We start from the raw sequence: 19,039 nt of genomic DNA on the forward strand, positions 1-19,039 counted from the left end.
AGACGGTGGCCGGGCCGACAGCGGAGCAACATGCCGACGCCGCGTCACGGGAGGAGCCGGGGCGCCGATCCTCTTGGGCACGCCTGCGGCGCATGCCCGCACCGGCAACGCACCGTGCCCGTCATGACCGTCGGGCGCCGCGGCCTGGACGTCGGCATTCTCCGGCGATCACCACGTGTGGGCCACGACGGGGTGGTTCAAGGCTTCGGGGCGGGGGACCTGCAGTCATCGCGGGGGCGGGGGGTCCCACTGTGGCGGGCGGTGAGGCGTCGGTGAGGTCGGCGCCGGTGGCGGCGTCCCGTTCGGAGTGGTGGATGCCGTGCCAGTCCAGGCACATGACGGTGGCGTCGTCGTCGAGGTGACCATCTCCGGCGTCGACGATCGCTTTGATGAGGGTGCGGGCGGCTTCGCGGGGATGCAGTGCGCGGGTGCGGATGATCAGGTCCGCGAGGTCGAGGTTCTCAGCGTTGCGTTCCAGCATGCCGTCGGTCAGCATGACCAGCCGGTCGCCTGGCCGCAGGTCCAGTGTCTGTATCCGGTAGGTGTTGGCCTCGGATGCATGGACATTGAGGCCGAACGGCCGGTCGACTTTCGGAACGATCTCCTGGACTTTTCCGTCTCGCATCCGCAGTGGCCAGGGGTGTCCGGCGTTGACGAATTCCGTTCGGCCGTTGATCAGGCTGATGCGCAGCAGCTGCCCGCTGACGAAGCCGCTGCGGCCGTGGCCGTGCATGGCCCGGTTGGCTTGGCGGGCCTGTTCGGCAAGGTCGGCGCCCTCTCGTCTGGCCCGTCGCAGGGCGCCCACCACCAGGGTGGCGAGCAGTGCGGCGTCGACGTCGTGGCCCATAGCGTCGGTTACCGACAGCTGCCGTCCCGGGCCCCGGGTACTGCTCGGCATCCGGGGCCGCGGCAAGTTCGTCTCTACCCTTCCAGTCTTGCGCAGGTGGTGGCCTGGGCTGGCGTGGCCCCTGGTGGTGGATCGCCGGGCCGGGTCGGCATGATGAGGGCTGTAGGACGTGCGTGGTCTTGTCGTCATCTGCCGGCGAGGTCATGGATGTGGGAGCGGAACAGTGGAGTACTGCGATGGTGACGGCAACGACCAGTGACATCGAGCGGGCGGCAGAGGTGCTGCGCGCCGGTGGTCTGGTGGCCCTTCCGACCGAGACCGTCTACGGTCTGGGCGCGAACGCTGAGGACCCTGCCGCCGTGGCGCGCATCTTCCAGGTGAAGGGGCGTCCGCCCTCCCACCCGCTGATCGTCCACATCGCCGCCGCGGAGCACCTGGACGACTGGGTCGAGACCGTGCCCGCCACTGCGCGTCTGCTGGCCGAACACTTCTGGCCGGGACCGCTGACCCTGGTCCTGCGGCGCGGCCACCGGGTGCCGCTGGAGGCGACGGGTGGGCTGGAGACGGTGGCTGTGCGCGTGCCCGACCACCCTGTGGCCCTCGCGCTGCTGTCGGCTTTCGGTGGCGGCGTCACGGCCCCGTCCGCCAACCGCTTCGGCTCGGTCAGCCCCACGACGGCCGACCATGTCCGTGCGGAGCTTGGTGGTGCCGTGGACTTGGTGCTCGACGGCGGCTCGTGCGAGGTCGGCGTGGAGTCGACCATCGTTGATGTCACGGGGGAGGTCCCGAGCATCCTGCGGCCCGGCGGGGTGACGCGCGAGGACCTCGAAGCGGTGCTGAGTCGCTCGATGGCGGTGCCTTCGACGAGTCATGTCCGGGTGCCGGGCCAGCACCCGTCGCACTACGCGCCGCGTGCGCGCGTTGTCCTGGTCGAGCCTGAGAAGGTCATTGCCGAGGCCGAACTCGCGCAGGGGCTGGGGCACAGGGTCGGCGTGTTTGTGCCTGCCGCCTTCGCCGACGCCCCGGTGAAGGCGCACGCCGTGGTGACGGTCCCCGGCTCGATGAACGCCTACGCGTACGGCTTGTACGGGTTCCTGCGCGAACTCGACCAGCAAGGATGCGACCTTATCGTCGCGTCCCTGCCGCCGGAGGAGGGGCTGGGGCTGGCGATCGCCAACCGGCTTCGCCGCGCTGCGGGGCCCCGGCCCTCCCTGTGAGCGGCCGCGCCCGGGACGGTCAGGACGCGGTGGGAACCGCCGCATCGATGCCGCGGGTGGCGACGATCTGTGCGCTGCCGTCGGCCAGCCGGTAGGACAGCCCCACCACGGCGAGGCGGCCGTCAGCGACCCGTTCGGCCAGGACGCGGGAGCGCTCCAGCAGCAGGTCCACGGTGTGCTCGATGTGCTCGGCCAGGATCTCCTCGGCCGTCTCGCGTCCTGCGGCGCGGGCTGCCAGCACGCTCGGGGTCACCCGCTCGACGACATCCCGCACGAAGCCCCCTGGCGTCTGTCCATCTTCCAGGGCGGAGCAAGCCGCTGCGACGGCGCCGCACGAGTCGTGGCCGAGGACGACGACCAGGGGCGCGTTGAGGACGCTCACGCCGAATTCGATGCTGCCGAGCACTTCCGTACCGGCGACATGCCCGGCGGTGCGGACCACGAACAGGTCGCCCAGGCCGCGGTCGAAGATGATCTCGGCGGCCAGCCGGGAGTCGGAGCATCCGAATAGCACGGCAAAGGGCTGTTGGGACGGTGCGGTCTCGGTGCGGCGGGTGGCGTCCTGGTTCGGGTGCTCGGGGGTGCCGGAGACGAAGCGCTGGTTGCCGGCCATGAGCAGCGCGAAGGCGTCGCGGGGCGTCTGGGTCTCAGTCATGGCCGCAGCCTACGAGGCGGCACCGGCCGTCGCTGCGACCGGTCCCGCCGGAGGCGCCGGGCCGGGCGACGCTGCCAGCCCCGGCATCACCCCCACGCGCCGGGCGAGGGCGCCCTCGACGCTGAACTCAACGCGCGACGCAACTGCCGGCCCCGTACGGGTCCCCAGCTCTGCGGTCGTCCTGCACAACCGCTAAACGAGCCAGGCGCTGCTCGCGCTGTCGGCCGGACGGGCCGTGCATGGTCACTTTGACGCCTGCGGTGGCGTGTGCGCGCCGCGCCGGTCAGTCCAAGGGGGCATGGAAGCGTGCCCAGCTCGCTGAGTGGGGCGTGCCGTGGCCCCCGCCCACGGGGTGGAAGGACGAGCTGATCGAGCCCTGGGAGGCCGCACGCCAGGAGGGCGCACCGCCCCGCCCAGACCCGCCCCGGCCGACTTCGCACAGGAGACAATCGACTTCGGCTGACCCGACAACAGCGGGGCCGGCCAGGAGCACCCTGCCCGGCCTCCCTGCTCTTTCCGTGCTGCTCACCGGCTGACGCGGATGCGGGCCCCTAAGCGAACTCGAGGTCGGCGAGCAGGACGGCTTCCAACGCCTCGTCCCATCGGCTGTGCAGAAGTGAGCACGGCCCGCCCACTTGTCCGGATGTGCACGCGGCTGTTCTCCTCGTGCAGCGCCTCCCGGCACAGCCCTGCGCGGAGGGGCAGCTTCCCTGCACGCACAGGCGACCAAACCCGCCGCCCTGCATCTAGCTTCGGACGTGCGCCGCCCACCGATCCGGTGTCGGCACACACTCCTCGCTCCGCAGAGAGGCCCGATCCATGAGCGACCACAACCTTGTCGCGCCGGTACTGGAACCGGAGGCCGCCGCCTTCGCCGAGGCGACCGCGACACCGCCGTTCCTGTTCCAGCTGCCGCCGGCCGAGGGCCGCAAGGCCGTCGAGGAGGTGCAGTCCGGTGAGATCGACCTGCCGGCCGTCGACGAGGAGTGGGTGGGCGTCCCCGGCGGCCCGACCGGTCAGGTGCGGGCCCGCATCGTGCGACCGGCCGGTGCCGAGGGCGAGCTGCCTGTCGTCGTCTTCGTGCACGGCGCCGGCTGGGTCTTCGGCAACGCCCGCACCCACGACCGCCTGGTGCGCGAACTCGCCGTCGGCACCGGCGCCGCGGTCGTGTTCCCCGAGTACGACCTCTCACCCGAGCACCGCTACCCGGTGGCGCTGGAGCAGGTCTGGACGGTCGCGCGCTGGGTCGTCACCGACGGAGCCGCGCACGGCCTGGACGCCACCAGGCTCGCGGTCGCCGGTGACTCAGTGGGCGGCAACCTGAGCACCGCGCTGACCCTGCTCGCCAAGGAGCGCGGCGGCCTCACCCTTGCTCACCAGGTCCTCTTCTACCCGGTGACGGACGCGAACTTCGACACCGGCTCCTACCGGCAGTTCGCCGAGGGCTACTTCCTGCGCCGCGACGGCATGCAGTGGTTCTGGGACCAGTACACGACCGACGAGCGCGAGCGCGCGCAGATCACCGCCTCCCCGCTGCGAGCCGCAGTCGAGCAGCTGGCCGGCCTTCCCCCGGCGCTGGTGATCACCGCCGAAGCGGATGTGCTGCGCGACGAGGGCGAGGCGTACGCCGCCAAGCTGCGGCAGGCCGGTGTCGAGGTGACCGCCGTCCGCGTCCAGGGCGTCATCCACGACTTCGTCCTGCTCAACGCGCTGCGCCCCACCCAGGGTGCCGAGGCGGCCATCGCGCTGGCCGTCGCCACCCTGCGCAAGTCCCTCGCCGCCCACTGATCCCGAGCGGCGGCCCTGGACCAGGCGCCGCCGGCACGGGCGAATCCGGCGCCCGGCCCGCCGACGGCGCCCACCCCCAGCCCGAGGAGACCGCGTGGCCACCAGCGACACCATCCCCGAGGGGCCCGACGCCCCGATCCGGCCGCCCGGCGGCCGGCACCACGAGCCCGACCTGCGCGCCATGACGCGCATCACCCTGCGGCCCATCGCCTCGCCGATGCCGCTCGGCTTCTACGCCGTAGCGATCGCCTCGATCATCGTCGGCTGCTTCCAGCTCGGCCTGTTCGAGGACGGTGCCCAGCGCGCCGTCGCGCTCGCGATCCTGCCTGCCTTCTACCTCCAACTCATGGTCGGCCTCCTCGCGTTCGGCGCTAGAGACGTCCTGGCGGCCACCCTGATGGCCTGCTTCTCCGGGATGTGGCTGGCCAGTTCACTAGTTCTTGCCATCGAACCGACCGGCGGTGCGCAGGTGTTGGGCGTGCTGAACCTCTGCTTCGCCCTGTTCGCCCTGATGATGGCGAGCGTCGCCATGCCCAAGCGGGCGCTGTGGCTGGTCCTGTGCACCGCCGTGCCGCGCTTCACCATGGCCTCCGCTGCCAACCTGACCGGCGTGCACTGGATCGCCACCGTCTCCGGCGCACTCGGCCTGCTGCTGGCCGCAGTGGCGATGTACGCCGCGTTCGCCCTGATGCTGGAGGACATGCGCGGCCAGGAGGTCCTGCCGCTCGGCCGCAGCGGTCCCGCCCACCAGGCCGTGCACGGCGACCTGACGGTCCAACTGCGCAACCTCGAACGCCACGCGGGCGTGCGCCGCACCCTGTGACGGCCCGGCCGCCCGCAGTCCCGCCGAGCCGACCGTCCACACCGGGGGCCCGTGCCGCCGCCCCACATGCCGTGACCACTCCCGAAAGCGAGCCACCATGCCCTCGATGCCGGTCAGCGGCGTCACTCCCGTGCCCGCAAGCGGCGACGGCGCCGACCTCGTCCTGCGCAACGCCAGGATCCACACCGGCGACCCGCTGCGCCCCGCCGCCACCTCCCTAGCCGTGCGCGCGGGCCGGATCACCGCCCTCGGCGACGACGGCGATATGGCCGCGCACGTCGGACCCCGCACCCGGGTCGTCGACGCCCTCGGGCGTCGGGTGGTGCCCGGCCTGAACGACTCGCACCTGCACGTCATCCGTGGCGGTCTCAACTACGTTCTGGAGCTCCGCTGGGACGGTGTCCCCTCGCTGCGCCAGGCGCTGGCGATGCTACGCGAGCAGGCCGGCCGCACTCCGAAGGGCCAGTGGATCCGGGTGGTGGGCGGCTGGACGGCGGAGCAGTTCGCCGAGCGGCGGCTGCCGACCCCGGCCGAGCTCACCGCCGCAGCCCCCGACACTCCGGTGTTCGTGCTGCACCTCTACCAGTCGGCGATCCTCAACCGGGCTGCCGTCCGCGCGGCGGGCTTCACCCGCGACACCCCCGACCCGCGCGGCGGCCAGATCGTGCGGGGCCGCGACGGCGAGCCCAACGGCGTGTTGCTGGCCGCGCCGAGCGCACTGGTCCTCTACTCCACCCTGGCCGCCGCCCCGACCCTGGAGGAGGCGGACAAGCGGACCTCCACCCGGCACTTCCTGCGCGAGCTGAACCGCTTCGGCCTCACCTCCGCCGTGGACGCCGCCGGCGGCTTCCAGAGCTTCCCCGACAACTACGCCACCGTCATCGAAATGGCCCACGCGGGCGAGCTGAGCGTTCGGATCGGCTACCACCTCTTTCCGCAGACCGCCGGGCAGGAGCTCGCCGACCTGACGCGCTGGGTGGAGACGGTGCGGCCCGGGGACGGCGACGAGTGGCTGCGGCTCAACGGCGCAGGGGAGAACCTGACATGGGCAGCAGCCGACAACGAGAACTTTTCCGAGCCCCGCCCCCAGCTGCCCGCCGGGTACGAGGGAGAGTTCGAGCAGGCCGTGCGGCTGCTGCTGGAACACGGCTGGGGATTCCGGCTGCACGCCACCTACGACCAGACCATCCGGCGCGACCTCGCCGTCTTCGACAAGCTCGCCGCCGAGGGCCTGTTCCCCGGCGGCAACCGCTGGCTCTTCGACCACGCCGAAACCGTCACCCCCGACAGCCTGGAGCGGATCGCCGCGCTCGGCGGCGCAATCAGCGTCCAGAACCGGATGTCCTTCCAGGGCAAGACGTTCGCCGACCGCTACGGCGCCGAGACAGCGGCCCGCACCCCGCCGCTGAAGGAGATGCTCGCCTGCGGCATCCCGCTGGCGGCCGGCACCGACGCCACCCGCGTCTCCTCCTACAACCCCTGGGTCGCCCTGCACTGGCTGGTCACCGGCCGAACCGTCGGCGACCTGTCCCTCTACCCGCCGGACCGGCTCATCTCCCGCGAGCGCGCCCTTGAGCTGTACACCTGCGGCGGAGCCAGGATCACCGGCGAGGACGACGTCAAGGGCGTCCTCAAGGAAGGCTGGTACGCCGACTTCGCCGTCCTCAGCCACGACTTCTTCGCCGTGCCCCCGGACGACATCGCGCACATCGAGGCCGTCCTGACCGTCGTCGGCGGCCGGATCGTCTACGCCGATGGCGAGTACGAGGGCCTCGACGAAGCCCTCCCGCCGCTCAGCCCGGTCTGGAGCCCGGTCGCGCACTTCGGCGGCTACCAGGCCACCCCCGTGCCGTCGACGGCCGGCGCCCGCCAGGCCGACATGCTGGCGCAGGCGGTCGCCGCTGGCGAGGAGCACCGCCAGTGGCGGGTCGCGCGCGGCCTCGCCGCCCCCGAGCAGGCGAGCGCCGCCCTCGACCAGTGCTTCGGTCCCTGACCCACACATGGATGGCAGCCCGTCCACCCCTCGCCGTTCCACCCCACACACCGCCCACCGTTCGGAAGGTACCCCTCGTGTCTGACTTCCACTTCGACCTCGACGCCGTCTCCGCCGCGCCCAGCCGCGACCTGCTCACCCCCGACAACGCGATGATGCTGTTCGTCGACCACCAGCCGCAGATGTTCTTCGGTGCCGCCAGCACCGACCGCGTCGCCGTCATCAACGCCACCGTCGGCCTGGGCAAGGCCGCCCGGGCCTTCGAGGTCCCCGTCGTCCTGTCCACCGTCGCCGCCGCGTCCTTCTCCGGCCCGATCCTGCCGCAGCTGCGCGAGGTCTTCCCCAAGCACGACATCGTCGACCGGACCTCCATGAACGCCTGGGAGGACGAGGCCCTGGTGGAAGCCGTCAAGGCGACCGGCCGGCGCAAGATAGTCCTCAGCGGCCTGTGGACGGAGGTCTGCCTGGTCCTGCCCGCCCTCTCCGCTCTCAGCCAGGGCTACGAGGTGTACGTCGTCGCCGACGCCTCCGCCGGTGTCACCCCGGCCGCTCACGAGCACGCCCTCCAGCGGATGACCGCCGCCGGCGCCGTGCCCGTCACCTGGCTCCAGGTGCTCCTGGAACTGCAGCGCGACTGGGCCCGCACTGAGACCTACGTCGCCACCACCGACATCGTCAAGGAGCACGGCGGTGCGTACGGCCTGGGCATCGTCTACGCCCACTCCATGATCGACCCGCACGCCGCCGGCTGACCGGCAACCCCGATCATGGACACCGACACCGGACTGCTCCTCCTGCGCCTGCTGGCGGGCCTGCTGATCGCCGCGCACGGCGTGCAGAAGGTCAGCTTCCTCCTGGGCGGCAGCGGCCTGGCGGGCGGCACCGAGGAGTTCCGGCACGACGGCTTCCGCGGCGGGGCACTCACCGCCATCGCCGCGGCAGCCAGCCAGATCGGCTCCGGCCTGCTGCTGGCCGCCGGAGCCCTCACCCCGCTCGCCGCCGCCGGGGCCATCGGCGTGATGACCGTGGCGCTCACCGTCAAGTGGCCCAACGGCCTGTGGGTGCAACACGACGGCTACGAGTACCCCCTCGTCCTCATCACCGTCGCCACCGCACTCGTCCTCACCGGCCCCGGACGCCTCTCCGCCGACCACGCCCTGGGCCTGCCCCACTGGCCCGGCTGGTCCGCCGCGGCGGCACTGGCCTTCGGTGTGGCCGGCGGCCTCGCCGTCCGCGCCCTCCTGCACCACCCACCCCTACCCGCCCCCCAGACACCGCCGACATCCCCGTGACCGCACCGGCGCCCGCTAGCTCCACCGTGTCCCAGCCCCCGGAAGGACCCTGACCATGACCGGCCGTCCACTGAGCCGACGCCGCACCCTGAAGTACGCCGCCGGCGCCGCGACAGCACTCACCGCCGCAGCAGCCACCCCGGCCACCGCCGCGCCCGCGCCCGCCGAGACCGGCGCCCGGCCCGGCCAGAGCGGGACGGCGACCGTGGTCCTGGTCCACGGTGCATTCGCCGACGCCTCCAGCTGGACCCCCGTCACCCAACGGCTCCAGCACAGCGGCCACCCGGTCATCGCCGTCGCCAACCCGCTGCGCGGCCTCCCCCACGACGCCGCCCAGGTGGCCGCCCGGCTCGCCGCCGTCCGCGGACCCGTGGTCCTGGTCGGCCACTCCTACGGCGGGGCGGTCATCACCCAGGCCGCCGCCACCGCGCCCAACGTCAAAGCCCTCGTCTACGTGGCAGCGTTCATCCCCGACAACGGAGAAATCCTCGGCGAACTCGCCGCCCGGTTCCCCGGCTCCCAACTCGATGCCGCCCTCACCCCCGTCCCCGTCCCCGGACCCGACGGCACCGCCGCTGTCGACCTCTACATCCGCCCCGACCGGTATCACGAGGTCTTCGCCCAGGACGTCCCGCGCTCCACCACCCGAGAACTGGCCTCGGGCCAACGCCCGCTCAGCGCCTCCGCGTTCACCGACCGAGTGAGCGCCGCAGCCTGGCACACCGTCCCGTCGTGGACCCTGGTCTCCACCCGGGACCGGGGCATCGTCCCCGAACTCCAGCACTTCCAGGCCGCCCGCGCCCGCTCCCGCACGGTCGAGGTACCCACCTCCCACCTGCCGATGCACGCCAGGCCCGACGCCGTCACCGCACTGATCCGATCGGCCGCCCGCACCGTCACCCCCTGAACCCGCCCCCGAGGAGCCACCCGTGTCATCCCCCCAACCCACCGCGTCCTACGCACGCGACCTCACCCGCATCGAGACGGCCAACTCCACCGGCCGCATCCCCGTCGTCTTCATCCACGGCCTGTGGCTGCTGCCCACCAGCTGGGACCGCTGGGCCGCCGTCTTCGAGGAGGCAGGCTACGCGCCCCTCGCCCCCGGCTGGCCCGACGACCCGCAGACCGTCGAGGAGGCCAACGCCCACCCCGAGGTCTTCGCCGGCAAGAGCGTCGGCCAGGTCGCCGACCACTTCTGCGACCTCATCGGCAAGCTCGACCGCAAGCCCGTCGTCATCGGCCACTCCTTCGGCGGGCTGATCACCCAGATCACCGCCGGACGAGGCCTGGCCCGGGCATCGGTGGCCATCGACCCGGCACCCTTCCGCGGCGTCCTGCCACTGCCCCTGTCCTCGCTGCGGGCCGCGAGCGCCGTCCTCGGCAACCCGGCCAACTACCACCGGGCCGTCCCCCTGACCTACGAGCAGTTCCGCTACGCCTTCGCCAACGCAGTCAGCGAGGAAGAGGCCCGCGAGCTGTACGACACCTTCGCCGTCCCTGCCCCGGGAGAGCCCCTCTTCCAGGCCGCCGCGGCGAACGTGAACCCGTGGACCGAGGCCAAGGTCGACACCACCTCCGCCGACCGCGGACCGCTGCTGGTCATCTCCGGGGAGAAGGACCACACCGTCCCCTGGGCCATCGCCAACGCCTCCTACAAGAAGCAGGCCCACAACGAGCACGCCGTCACCGAGATCACCGAGATCCCCGGCCGCGGCCACTCCCTGACCATCGACCACGGCTGGCGCGAGGTCGCCGACACCGCCCTGGCCTTCGCCCGTCGCTTCGCCGACCCCACCTCCTAGAACCCGACCGGGAGCCGCCGCCGGAGTCCGGGACCTGACCGCTCCCCGCGTCCGACCTCGAAACCGGAGCACAGGCAGCACAGGCGAGCAGCGCGTCCGGCAGGCCGGACCGGCCCACGACGAGCGCAGACAGGCCACGCCCGGTAGTCCGGCCAGGGAGCACCGCTCGCCAGGCACCCCCGCCGCAGCCGCTGACCAAATTCACACCCACGGACAGAACAAGGAGCATCACATGATCATCGCCAGACTGTGCCGACGGGGGGCCCGGCGTGCTGCCGGCCTCCTGGTGGCATTCGCCATGTCGCTCGCAATGCTGGGCGCGGCCGTACCCACCGCCCACGCCGACCCTACCCAGCCGCTCACGGTCGTCGACTGGGACATCACCGGTCTCGAACATGGCGGCCAAGGGCACCACGACCGGTACTGGAACGTCATCGACCAGATTCACCGCATCAGCGGCCACGACTTCTACCAGGTCCTGGACGAGACCACGACGACCCCCAACCGGCTGATCCAGGTCCGGGTGAACTATGCCGGGCAGCACGCCGTATCCCTGTACTTCTGGGCCAACACCCTCTATCTCGCCGGCTTCTACCAGCCCGCTCAGTCCAACGGCACCGGCAATCGCCACTACGTGTTCCCCGACGGCTACCCCGCCGCCTTCGACAGCGTCCTGGGAGTACGGGCCATCCACCTGCCATGGAACGGCAGCTACGCCAACCTGCCGGACGGCGGCGCCCGGGCGGAGCGACAGCTCACTCCCCAGAACCTTCAGAACGGACTGCTCACCCTGCGCAGGACACAGGAACTGCTCAGCTCTGAAGCCGGCACCCGCACCGTCGGCTCGTACCTCGTCGACATCATCGGTGCGACCGCCGAAGCTGCCCGCTTCGGCTACATCTTCGACGTGGTGCGCCAGAACATCAGGAACAACACGTCGACGGCGATCGGCCCCTTCGGCGTGGCCTTGGAGCAGAGCTGGAGCAACCTCTCCACCTGGGTGTACGAGAGGCTCGCCAACCCCTCCGGCCCCGGGTTCACCATCGGCTCCCAGAACTACAGCCGGTACTACCCGAGCGTGGCGGCAATGATCGCCAACCTGGGGTACATCGAACTCAACGGGTACAAACGGAGGCACTGACACAGCCGGCGCCCAGCACTCCCAGCCCGCGCGCCACCGGCTCGCCGACCCGACGGCTCGCGGGTACGGGACCGGTCCCGACCGCCACCGTCAGCCAGAGGACTCCTCGCTCCGTGACCTTGACGCCATGCCGGCCGACACGACCGGGCTCTCACGGCTGACGGCGTGCAGATCCCGCCAGTCCCTGGGGGTGAGGCCGAAGGCCTGTTCGAAGGTGCGGCTGAAATGGGCGGCATTCGGGAAGCCCCACCGGTACCCGACTGAGGCGATCGGCCGGTGGAGTGCCGACGCGGACGCGAGCTCCTCACGACAGCGTTTGAGCCGCTGCGACCGGATCCACTCACCCAGGTGCACACCGTTTCGGGACAGGATCTTGTACAGCTGGCGAAGCGAGATGTGGTGGTGGGCCGCGACACGAGCCGGCGTCAGGTCGTGATCGCCGAGGTGGGCCCGGACATAGTCCATGACCCGCAGACACAGGGTCTCGTCCGAAGCCTGGAACGCTGTGCGGTGATCACCGAGCCGAGCTGCGATGAGAGCACGCAGCAACTGGATACTCGGCCTGCCAGCCGCCTCCAAGCCGGGGGTGGGAGACGCCGCAGACCGGGCCTGCCGGCGGGCGATCCGCCGCAGGTACGTGGTGGTGAGATCGGCCAGGGGGTCCCGGCGACTGAACGGCACTGCGGTCGCAAGCTTCAACAGCCTTTCTGAAACGGCGAGTTCGGCGCACGGGACGCGGAAGTAGTGCTGATAAATCCCGTCCCTGTTCAGGAGTGTGTAGGGGCGGGTGGTGTCGTACAGCGCCAGGTCGCCGGGACGCAGCACAGCCTCCCTGCCATCCTGCACGACCATGCTGCTGCCGGTGACCTGCAGCCCGACGAACACGCTCGGTTCCATGTCGTCCCGGGCAAGTGCGGGAGTACGCCGGACCATGGTGGCGTTGGCGCGTACCGAGCAGACAGTCAACGGTCCAACACGGCTGATCACCCCCGACGTGCGGATGAGCCGCGGGTCGGGCTGATGGGTGATTTCCACCCGCACTACACTGCTCCAGATCACCTCGCGAATCGCCTCCGCCCGCTCGCTTGGCGCCATGACCGTACTGTCAATCAACATCTGCTGATCGCCCCCCGAGCGCCACTCGACAAGCAGGCGCCCAAGCAAAGTCAAAGGGGTGGCAGCACCGGTGACAAGGCAGGACCGGACAGAACGTCCAGCGAAAATCCGGCCGAGGGTCCCGCGCTTGCGATCTCGGTCGTCAGGATGACTGGGTGTGCGCTGGTCCTTCCTGGCGGCCTGTAGGTGCAGGTGGCCCCGACGCGTGCCGCTGGAAGCGACCGGCGGCTTGGAGACGGTGGCCGTCCGCGTGCCAGACCACCCTGTCGCCTTCGCGCTGCTGTCGACCTTCGGCGGCGGCGTCACGGCACCGTCCGCCAACCGCTTCGGCCAGGTCAGCCCCACCCTCGCGGACCACGTCCGAGAGGAGCTCGGCGATGGAGTCGACTTCGTCCTGGACGGCGGCCCCTGCCAGGTCGGTGTCGAGTCGACGATTGTCGACGTCACGGGTGAGATGCCGACCATCCTGCGGCCCGGCGGAGTGACGCGCGAGGACCTCGAAGCGGTGCTGGGCAGCCCGATTGCCATGCCTTCGACGAGCGGTGTGCGGGTGCCGGGCCAGCACCCGTCTCACTACGCACCGCGAGGGCGGGTCGTTCTCGTCACCCCGGAGAAGGTCGTTGCCGAGGCTGAGCTTGCGCAGGAGCGGGGGCACCGAGTGGGCGTTCTTCTCCCGCCATCCTGCGCCGGCGCCCAGGTGAAGGCCCAAGCCGTGGTGGCGGTCCCCGGCTCAATGGCCGCCTACGCGCACGAGTTGTTTCAGTTCCTGCGCGAGCTCGATCAGCTGGGGTGCGACCTCATCGTCACGTCCTTGCCGGTGGAGGCAGGGCTGGGCCTTGCGATCGCCAACCGGCTTCGCCGGGCTGCGGGGCCCCGGACCTTCGCGTGAGCGTCCAAGACCGGGGCGGTCAGGACGCGGCGGGGACCGCCGCGTCGAGGCCGCGAGAAGCGACAAGCTGCGCGCTGCCGTCGGCGAGCCGGTAGGACAGCCCCACCACGCCGAGTCGGCCGGCGGCCACCCGCTCGGCCAGGACGCGGGAGCGTTCGAGCAGCAGGTCCACGGTGTGCTCGATGTGCTCGGCCAGGATCTCGTCGGCCGTCTCGCGTCCGGCGGCACGGGCCGCCACCACGCTCGGGGTTACCCGTTCGACAACATCACGGACGAAGCCGCCCGGCGTCTGCCCGCTCTCCAGCGCGGAGCAGGCCGCCGCGACGGCGCCGCACGAGTCGTGGCCAAGAACGACGACCAGTGGCGCGTCGAGAACGTCCACGCCGAACTCGATGGATCCGAGGACCTCCGCGCCGGCGACATGCCCGGCGGTACGCACCACGAACAGATCTCCCAGGCCACGGTCGAAGATGATCTCGGCGGCCAGCCGGGAATCGGAGCACCCGAACATCACGGCGAACGGCTGCTGGGAGGGTGCGATCTCGGTACGGCGGGCGGCGTCCTGGTTCGGATGCTCAGGGGAGCCTGAGATGAAACGCTGGTTACCGGCCATGAGCAGGTCAAACGCCTCGCGGGGCGTGGGGGTCTGGATCTCCGTCATAGCCGCAGCCTACGAGGCGACACCAACCTGCGCATTGCCTGGTCCCGCCGAATCGGGCGACCCGGTGATCTTGAGCGTCACTCCCAGGCGCCGGGCGAGGGATGCCTCGACGTGGAACCTCAGTGCGCGGCGCAGATGCCCCGCCCCGTACGACCGATGATTTGCGGGTGTCCGTCCATCCCGCAGATTGAGGATGAGGCCCCGCTCTTGGCCGGTGACCTCTGCCGTCACCCGGTCCGGCGCTTTAGCGGCGCTCTCGCCGGTTTCCCCGTCGGCGACGGCCCACAGGGTGCAGTCGCGATGCCGTACGTCCACAGTGATCAACTCTTGCCTCCCGTGAGCTGTCGCAGCGTGGCCGCGTCGAGACGAGAGGGTCGTGGCGAGGCGAGCGGCGGATGCGGGGCCGCAGTGTTGGACCGGAGGGTGCTGCTTCAGGCCTAACGGCGGGTGCGCCCCGTCGCCTGCCACGTGCCCTGGCACTCCCCGCTCCGAGGCCGGCGACGTGACGGCAAGCCTCGGAGCAGGCAGTGGTGAGCCGCAGCCACCCATCCCGGGGTGAGCCGAGCTCCATCAGCAGACATCCTGTGCACGTCGCCGTGGCGGCGCCCCACCGGTGGCGGTCCTCCGTTCACCTGAAAGTCGGAGTCTCACCCGGAGTTGTTCGCCTGAGGCTTCTAGCTGGGCTACCGGCCTGCGCGACCTGGCGTCGGTCTGGAACCACCCCGGGAAGAGTCCGAAGCAGACCGCGTCGCCCCGCTGCCTCACCCCGCAGGTACGACATCGCTCGCCCCCGGTCAGCCTGCACGCGCGAATGCCATGGCCGGACCCGGGCGAACGCCTTCGCCGTGCAGAAACGAATCCTGAAGCCAAGCCTCACCTTGCGCGAGGAGGGGCCACCATCCCGAGTTGGCGCTCGCCGCCGCCCTGTCCGCGGGCGCACCGAGGGCGGCCGCGGACACCGACGAGGTCGGCGTCTCCTTTGGGACGGGTGCACTGTGGGCCGTGCCGAGCGCGCTGGTGGCATCGGACAGGCCCTGTTGCGCCATGGGGTCTGCCCGGCCCGGCCGCCTGGCTGGCCGGCCCGGTCCTCTCCGCCGGTCAGTGGTTCGCGTGCGCGGGGATGGGCAGGTGCCGCTTAGAGCAGGTAAGCGACAGATTCGGCTTTACAGCCATCTGCCGGGGCTCAGTATTCTGCTGTGTTCGCAGGTCACGTTGGCGTTCGGAAGGGGGCGGGGTGAGGTCGGTGCGGGCTTTGGCGACGCTGGACGAAGTCGAGCTCGGTGATCACGTCTGCTGGCGCGTGGACCCGGGCGACGTGTTGGCGGGTGCACGTGCCTATGTGGCCGATGGAGCTCTGTACGGGGACAAGGTCGTCGTCATCGGTTCGCTTGGCAGCGTTGCTGTTCAGCGAGACCGCCTCCCCACGACCTCGGTGATCCTCGATCTTCCAGACCTGGCCGATACCGACGTGATGCTGGCCGCGGTGCGGCGGGAAGCCAGCGCGGCGGTGCGAGAGGGCTATCGATCCGTACGTGTCCTCGCCGAGCAGACTCCGTTGGCGGAGCCCGGTGGCGCGGAGGAGCTGCTGGCGCGGGAGCTGAAGCTGGAGGAGTTCGCCTCGGAGAGCGGGGCGATCGTGGTGTGTGCGTTCAGGTCGGCGCGGTGGGAGGCGTCCACGCTGGAGCAGGCTGCGTGTGTGCATCCGCAGGAGATGGGCACGCGTGCTGCGCGTCCGGCTTTCCGGATGTTCAGCACAGGCACCGACAGCTGGGGTGTGGACGGAGTGGTTGACTCGGAGTGCGCGGAGGCGTTCAACGCGGCGCTACGGGCTGTGACCCAGCGTGTGTCCGTGGTGAAGCTGAGGTTCGACGCGGTGGAGATGATCGACGCCGCCGGAATGCACGCCTTGGTCGACGCGGCCCTTCACCTGCCGGACCGCCGGATCTTCGTGGAAGGCGCCAACGAGATCGTGCGACTGTGCTGGGACCTCGCGGGCTACGCCACCGAAAGCGTGCCGGTGGTGATGGCGGCATGACCGAGACCGTGCCCTCGACACAGTCCGGCCGGGACGAGACCCCGTTCCGCCACGAGCTGTACCCCTACCGCGGGCAGGACCAGTTCCTGACTGGGACCCTGGACTACATCCACGAGGCACTGGAAGCCGACGAGGCAGTGGTCGTCGCGGTCCCCTCGGACAAGACCTTGCTCCTGCGCGGCGAACTCGCCGACGAACCCGCCGTCACCTTCGTGGACACCGCGACGGCCGGCCCGAACCCCGGCCGGCACATCGCCGCCTGGTCGGCATGGATGAAGGAGCGAGGCGAAGGCGGCCGGCCTGTACGGGGCGTCGGTGAAACCGCCTGGAGCCAAGCGCGCAGCGCCGCGCACCTCTCTGAGCTCCGGTACCACGAATGGCTGATGAACCGGGCCTTCGCACGGAGCGCCACTTGGTCGATGCTGTGCCCCTACGACGCCGCCGACGAGGACCAGGACGCGCTGTGGTCGCTGTCCAGGTGCCACCCGCAGATCCGCCGCGACGGCCAGTACGCGCCCAACGAGGACTACCTCATCGGCGGAGAGTACGCCTTCGACGCCCTGGTCGACCCGTGCGACCCGTTCCAGGAACTGAGCTACACGCACGGCGACCTGGGTGCGATCCGCTCGAAGGTCTCCCAGTGCGCCTCCGACGCGGGCGTCCGCGATGACCGCTTGGCGAAGCTCGCCGTCGCCGTCACCGAGATCGCGTCGAACAGCATCCGCCACGGCGGGGGCCAGGGCACCCTGCGCACCTGGGCTCAGGACGCGACATTCCTCTGCGAGCTCCGCGACTCCGGCTACATCCCCGACGTGACGCTGGGCCGCACCCGCCCCGAACCGACGCAGATCGGAGGCCGGGGCCTGTGGCTCGCTCACCAGCTCTGCGACCTCGTCGAAATCCGCTCCACTCCCGACCAGGGCACCACCATCCGCCTGCACATGGACGCCCAGCGGCTCCCGTAGCGGACTGGGAGGCGCCACCTTCACGGCCGTGGGGACGTCTCAACGCGTTGTGGTAGCAGCTCAGCGGGACGCTGGGTCGTGTCACATGGTGACTGAGAAGGTGCCGGAAACGCTGCGGTTGGCGCGGGCCTCGAATGCGTTGTTGAGGTCGGCGAAGGTTCCTTCTGGTCACCTGCCCTGGAACTGGCCCTGATCCGTGACCGACGGTGTTATCAAGTCATACCCCCAAGGCTGCTCGACAACAGCATTAGGAAGCGACGAGGAAGATGGCGGCGTAGTGCGCGGTGAAGGCTGCCACGGTCAGGGCGTGGAACACCTCGTGATATCCGAACCAGCGGGGTGAGGGGTCGGGGCGCTGGAGGGCGTACACCACCGCGCCCGCGCTGTAGAGGAGCCCGCCGGCCACGATCAAGGCGAGTACGGCCGCCCCGCCGTTGCGCAAGAAGTCGGGCAGGTAGAACGCCGGTGCCCATCCCAGGGCCAGGTAGCAGGGGGTGTAAAGCCAGCGGGGAGCACCGACCCACAGGACACGGAAGGCGATGCCCGCCAGAGCGCCCGTCCACACCACCCACAGGAGGACGGACCGCTGGTCCGGGGAGAGCAGGAGCACGGCGAGCGGGGTGCAGGTGCCTGCGATGATCAGGAAGATGTTGGCGTGGTCGAGACGACGCAGGACGGCCTCGCCGAGCGGTCCCCAGGTCCCGAGGTGGTAGACGGCGCTCGTCCCGAACAGCATCCAGGCGGTGACGGAGTACACGGTGCAGGCCACAGTGGCCTGCGGTGTCCCCGTAAGGCAGATGAGGACGATGCCCGCGGCCAGTGATGCGGGGACCATTCCGGCGTGAAGCCAGCCTCGCAGCTTCGGTTTGATCGGCTCCACCAGATCGGCCGCTCGTTCGAACAGGTCGGAAACCGGGTGGGAGTCCTCACATTCTCCGACCGTTGCTGCGAAAGAGGCACTGCCGGGTTCGGCGTCGTCTCGGGGCACTGCTTCCCGTCCGGGCTGGGGGTGCTGGGCATCACGGGCAACCATGTGGTCATGGTAGGAGCCCGCTCGCATCAGCTCCCCAGAGGTCCGCCGCGGACGTGGCACGTCACCCGCCCCATGGTTCTGCTCCTGGCGGTCCGCCCCCGGTTGAGGCCGCGAAAGTCGTGTAATTCGGCGGCTCATGGGAACGATGAAGGATCCGAATGGGCCTCTCCGCTCTCCTACGTTCAAGGACCGCCGATGCTTCCCGAGTTCCGCTCCCACGCGTCCGTCCTCCTTTCCTATCAGCTGGAACAGCGGCTGGGACTGGACCCCCGCCTCGAAGCCGGCCGACTCGACGTGGAGCGCGTCGCGGACATCGCCGTCGTCGCATCTGCCCACTCCGACGGATACGCGGCCACCGCGCACCTCCTCGGACTTCTGGCCGCGCTACCCGCTCCCACCGAGGCCGGAGAGCACTTCTGGTCGGACTTGTGGAGGTCCTCGGGCTCCCTCTACCTGCTTCCTGCCAACATCAAGGAGTACGTGCTCAGTTCGCTGGCGGGCGAAGGCGCCGGTCTGGCGGGGCAGATCCTCTCGGCCTTCGATGAGATGACCCCGCCCCAGCGCATCGCGGCGGGGGAGGTCATCGGCCAGGCGCTCTCCGAATCCGACCACCTCCCCGACCTCAAAACGCAGGTCATCGGCGAGCTATGGCTCCGGGACCTCGAACTCACCGCCTGGCGCGTCCTGCACGCCGACCACAAATCAGCCGATCCGGCCAGGCGGAAAGCCTTCCTCGCCGCATGGACGAGTGCCTGATCGACAAGGTCGCCTGTGCCGTTTGG

The 19,039-nt window shown here is 70.6% G+C and carries 16 protein-coding genes and 2 pseudogenes; 13 read left to right on the top strand and 5 right to left on the bottom strand.

From position 1 onward, the window contains the following. Window positions 1–232: 232 nt before the first annotated feature. Window positions 233–868, bottom strand: a pseudogene (locus AC07B0_RS32630) (PP2C family protein-serine/threonine phosphatase); the annotation flags it as partial. A 215-nt stretch (window positions 869–1,083) separates the two neighbouring features. On the opposite strand from AC07B0_RS32630, the gene AC07B0_RS32635 reads away from it, so the two are divergent. Beyond that, window positions 1,084–2,064: an L-threonylcarbamoyladenylate synthase gene (locus AC07B0_RS32635; protein WP_478899604.1), complete on the top strand. Its 981-nt coding sequence runs from the start codon at window positions 1,084–1,086 to the stop codon at window positions 2,062–2,064. Between the two features lie 19 nt (window positions 2,065–2,083). On the opposite strand, the gene AC07B0_RS32640 is transcribed toward AC07B0_RS32635, so the two are convergent. After that, window positions 2,084–2,719: a carbonic anhydrase gene (locus AC07B0_RS32640; RefSeq protein WP_478899606.1), complete on the bottom strand. Its 636-nt coding sequence runs from the start codon at window positions 2,717–2,719 to the stop codon at window positions 2,084–2,086. 819 nt (window positions 2,720–3,538) lie between these two features. Between AC07B0_RS32640 and AC07B0_RS32645 the strand changes: the two genes are divergently transcribed. From AC07B0_RS32645 to AC07B0_RS32680, 8 genes are all read left to right on the top strand, one after another. Next, window positions 3,539–4,507, top strand: coding sequence for an alpha/beta hydrolase (locus AC07B0_RS32645; protein ID WP_478899608.1), 969 nt, complete (start codon window positions 3,539–3,541; stop codon window positions 4,505–4,507). A 94-nt stretch (window positions 4,508–4,601) separates the two neighbouring features. Next, a complete protein-coding gene (locus AC07B0_RS32650; protein WP_478899609.1) occupies window positions 4,602–5,330 on the top strand; it encodes a GPR1/FUN34/YaaH family transporter in 729 nt (242 codons plus the stop codon). A gap of 97 nt (window positions 5,331–5,427) precedes the next feature. Then, window positions 5,428–7,323, top strand: a complete 1,896-nt coding sequence (locus tag AC07B0_RS32655) for an amidohydrolase (RefSeq protein WP_478899611.1) — start codon at window positions 5,428–5,430, stop codon at window positions 7,321–7,323. Between the two features lie 77 nt (window positions 7,324–7,400). Then, window positions 7,401–8,075, top strand: a complete 675-nt coding sequence (locus tag AC07B0_RS32660) for a hydrolase (RefSeq protein WP_478899612.1) — start codon at window positions 7,401–7,403, stop codon at window positions 8,073–8,075. 15 nt (window positions 8,076–8,090) lie between these two features. Further along, window positions 8,091–8,615, top strand: coding sequence for a DoxX family protein (locus tag AC07B0_RS32665; protein WP_478899614.1), 525 nt, complete (start codon window positions 8,091–8,093; stop codon window positions 8,613–8,615). Between the two features lie 55 nt (window positions 8,616–8,670). After that, a complete protein-coding gene (locus tag AC07B0_RS32670) occupies window positions 8,671–9,522 on the top strand; it encodes an alpha/beta fold hydrolase (RefSeq protein ID WP_478899615.1) in 852 nt (283 codons plus the stop codon). 22 nt (window positions 9,523–9,544) lie between these two features. Next, complete coding sequence (locus AC07B0_RS32675) at window positions 9,545–10,417, top strand: alpha/beta hydrolase (RefSeq protein WP_478899617.1); 873 nt, start codon at window positions 9,545–9,547, stop codon at window positions 10,415–10,417. 232 nt (window positions 10,418–10,649) lie between these two features. Next, the gene (locus tag AC07B0_RS32680; RefSeq protein WP_478899619.1) at window positions 10,650–11,558 is read left to right on the top strand and encodes a ribosome-inactivating family protein; all 909 of its coding nucleotides are present in this window, start codon (window positions 10,650–10,652) and stop codon (window positions 11,556–11,558) included. A 90-nt stretch (window positions 11,559–11,648) separates the two neighbouring features. On the opposite strand, the gene AC07B0_RS32685 is transcribed toward AC07B0_RS32680, so the two are convergent. Next, a complete protein-coding gene (locus AC07B0_RS32685) occupies window positions 11,649–12,653 on the bottom strand; it encodes an AraC-like ligand-binding domain-containing protein (protein ID WP_478899621.1) in 1,005 nt (334 codons plus the stop codon). 223 nt (window positions 12,654–12,876) lie between these two features. Between AC07B0_RS32685 and AC07B0_RS32690 the strand changes: the two are divergent. Next, window positions 12,877–13,563, top strand: a pseudogene (locus AC07B0_RS32690) (L-threonylcarbamoyladenylate synthase); the annotation flags it as partial. A 19-nt stretch (window positions 13,564–13,582) separates the two neighbouring features. Here AC07B0_RS32690 and AC07B0_RS32695 read toward each other — a convergent pair. Beyond that, window positions 13,583–14,224, bottom strand: coding sequence for a carbonic anhydrase (locus tag AC07B0_RS32695; RefSeq protein WP_478899623.1), 642 nt, complete (start codon window positions 14,222–14,224; stop codon window positions 13,583–13,585). 1,243 nt (window positions 14,225–15,467) lie between these two features. On the opposite strand from AC07B0_RS32695, the gene AC07B0_RS32700 reads away from it, so the two are divergent. After that, window positions 15,468–16,259 carry an MEDS domain-containing protein gene (locus AC07B0_RS32700; RefSeq protein WP_478899668.1) on the top strand — a complete coding sequence of 264 codons (792 nt, stop codon included), beginning with the start codon at window positions 15,468–15,470 and terminating at the stop codon, window positions 16,257–16,259. Then, complete coding sequence (locus AC07B0_RS32705) at window positions 16,256–17,224, top strand: anti-sigma factor RsbA family regulatory protein (RefSeq protein ID WP_478899625.1); 969 nt, start codon at window positions 16,256–16,258, stop codon at window positions 17,222–17,224. Before AC07B0_RS32700 ends, AC07B0_RS32705 begins: the two co-directional genes overlap by 4 nt. A 247-nt stretch (window positions 17,225–17,471) precedes the next feature. Here the strand turns inward: AC07B0_RS32705 and trhA are convergent, their stop codons facing one another. Further along, window positions 17,472–18,257: a PAQR family membrane homeostasis protein TrhA gene (trhA, locus tag AC07B0_RS32710; RefSeq protein ID WP_478899627.1), complete on the bottom strand. Its 786-nt coding sequence runs from the start codon at window positions 18,255–18,257 to the stop codon at window positions 17,472–17,474. A gap of 195 nt (window positions 18,258–18,452) precedes the next feature. Between trhA and AC07B0_RS32715 the strand changes: the two genes are divergently transcribed. Further along, window positions 18,453–19,013: a hypothetical protein gene (locus tag AC07B0_RS32715; protein ID WP_478899629.1), complete on the top strand. Its 561-nt coding sequence runs from the start codon at window positions 18,453–18,455 to the stop codon at window positions 19,011–19,013. Window positions 19,014–19,039 lie beyond the last annotated feature (26 nt).

Source organism: Streptomyces sp. NPDC044704 (genome assembly GCF_056433525.1).

What these genes read in the sequence shown, in the direction of transcription:
- AC07B0_RS32680 (WP_478899619.1), top strand. Translation starts at nt 10,650, where the DNA reads ATGATCATCGCCAGACTGTGCCGACGGGGGGCCCGGCGTGCTGCCGGC.
- AC07B0_RS32670 (WP_478899615.1), top strand. Translation starts at nt 8,671, where the DNA reads ATGACCGGCCGTCCACTGAGCCGACGCCGCACCCTGAAGTACGCCGCC.
- AC07B0_RS32655 (WP_478899611.1), top strand. Translation starts at nt 5,428, where the DNA reads ATGCCCTCGATGCCGGTCAGCGGCGTCACTCCCGTGCCCGCAAGCGGC.
- AC07B0_RS32685 (WP_478899621.1), bottom strand. Translation starts at nt 12,653, where the DNA reads ATGGCGCCAAGCGAGCGGGCGGAGGCGATTCGCGAGGTGATCTGGAGC.
- AC07B0_RS32665 (WP_478899614.1), top strand. Translation starts at nt 8,091, where the DNA reads ATGGACACCGACACCGGACTGCTCCTCCTGCGCCTGCTGGCGGGCCTG.
- trhA (WP_478899627.1), bottom strand. Translation starts at nt 18,257, where the DNA reads ATGGTTGCCCGTGATGCCCAGCACCCCCAGCCCGGACGGGAAGCAGTG.
- AC07B0_RS32645 (WP_478899608.1), top strand. Translation starts at nt 3,539, where the DNA reads ATGAGCGACCACAACCTTGTCGCGCCGGTACTGGAACCGGAGGCCGCC.
- AC07B0_RS32695 (WP_478899623.1), bottom strand. Translation starts at nt 14,224, where the DNA reads ATGACGGAGATCCAGACCCCCACGCCCCGCGAGGCGTTTGACCTGCTC.
- AC07B0_RS32705 (WP_478899625.1), top strand. Translation starts at nt 16,256, where the DNA reads ATGACCGAGACCGTGCCCTCGACACAGTCCGGCCGGGACGAGACCCCG.
- AC07B0_RS32715 (WP_478899629.1), top strand. Translation starts at nt 18,453, where the DNA reads ATGCTTCCCGAGTTCCGCTCCCACGCGTCCGTCCTCCTTTCCTATCAG.
- AC07B0_RS32640 (WP_478899606.1), bottom strand. Translation starts at nt 2,719, where the DNA reads ATGACTGAGACCCAGACGCCCCGCGACGCCTTCGCGCTGCTCATGGCC.
- AC07B0_RS32635 (WP_478899604.1), top strand. Translation starts at nt 1,084, where the DNA reads ATGGTGACGGCAACGACCAGTGACATCGAGCGGGCGGCAGAGGTGCTG.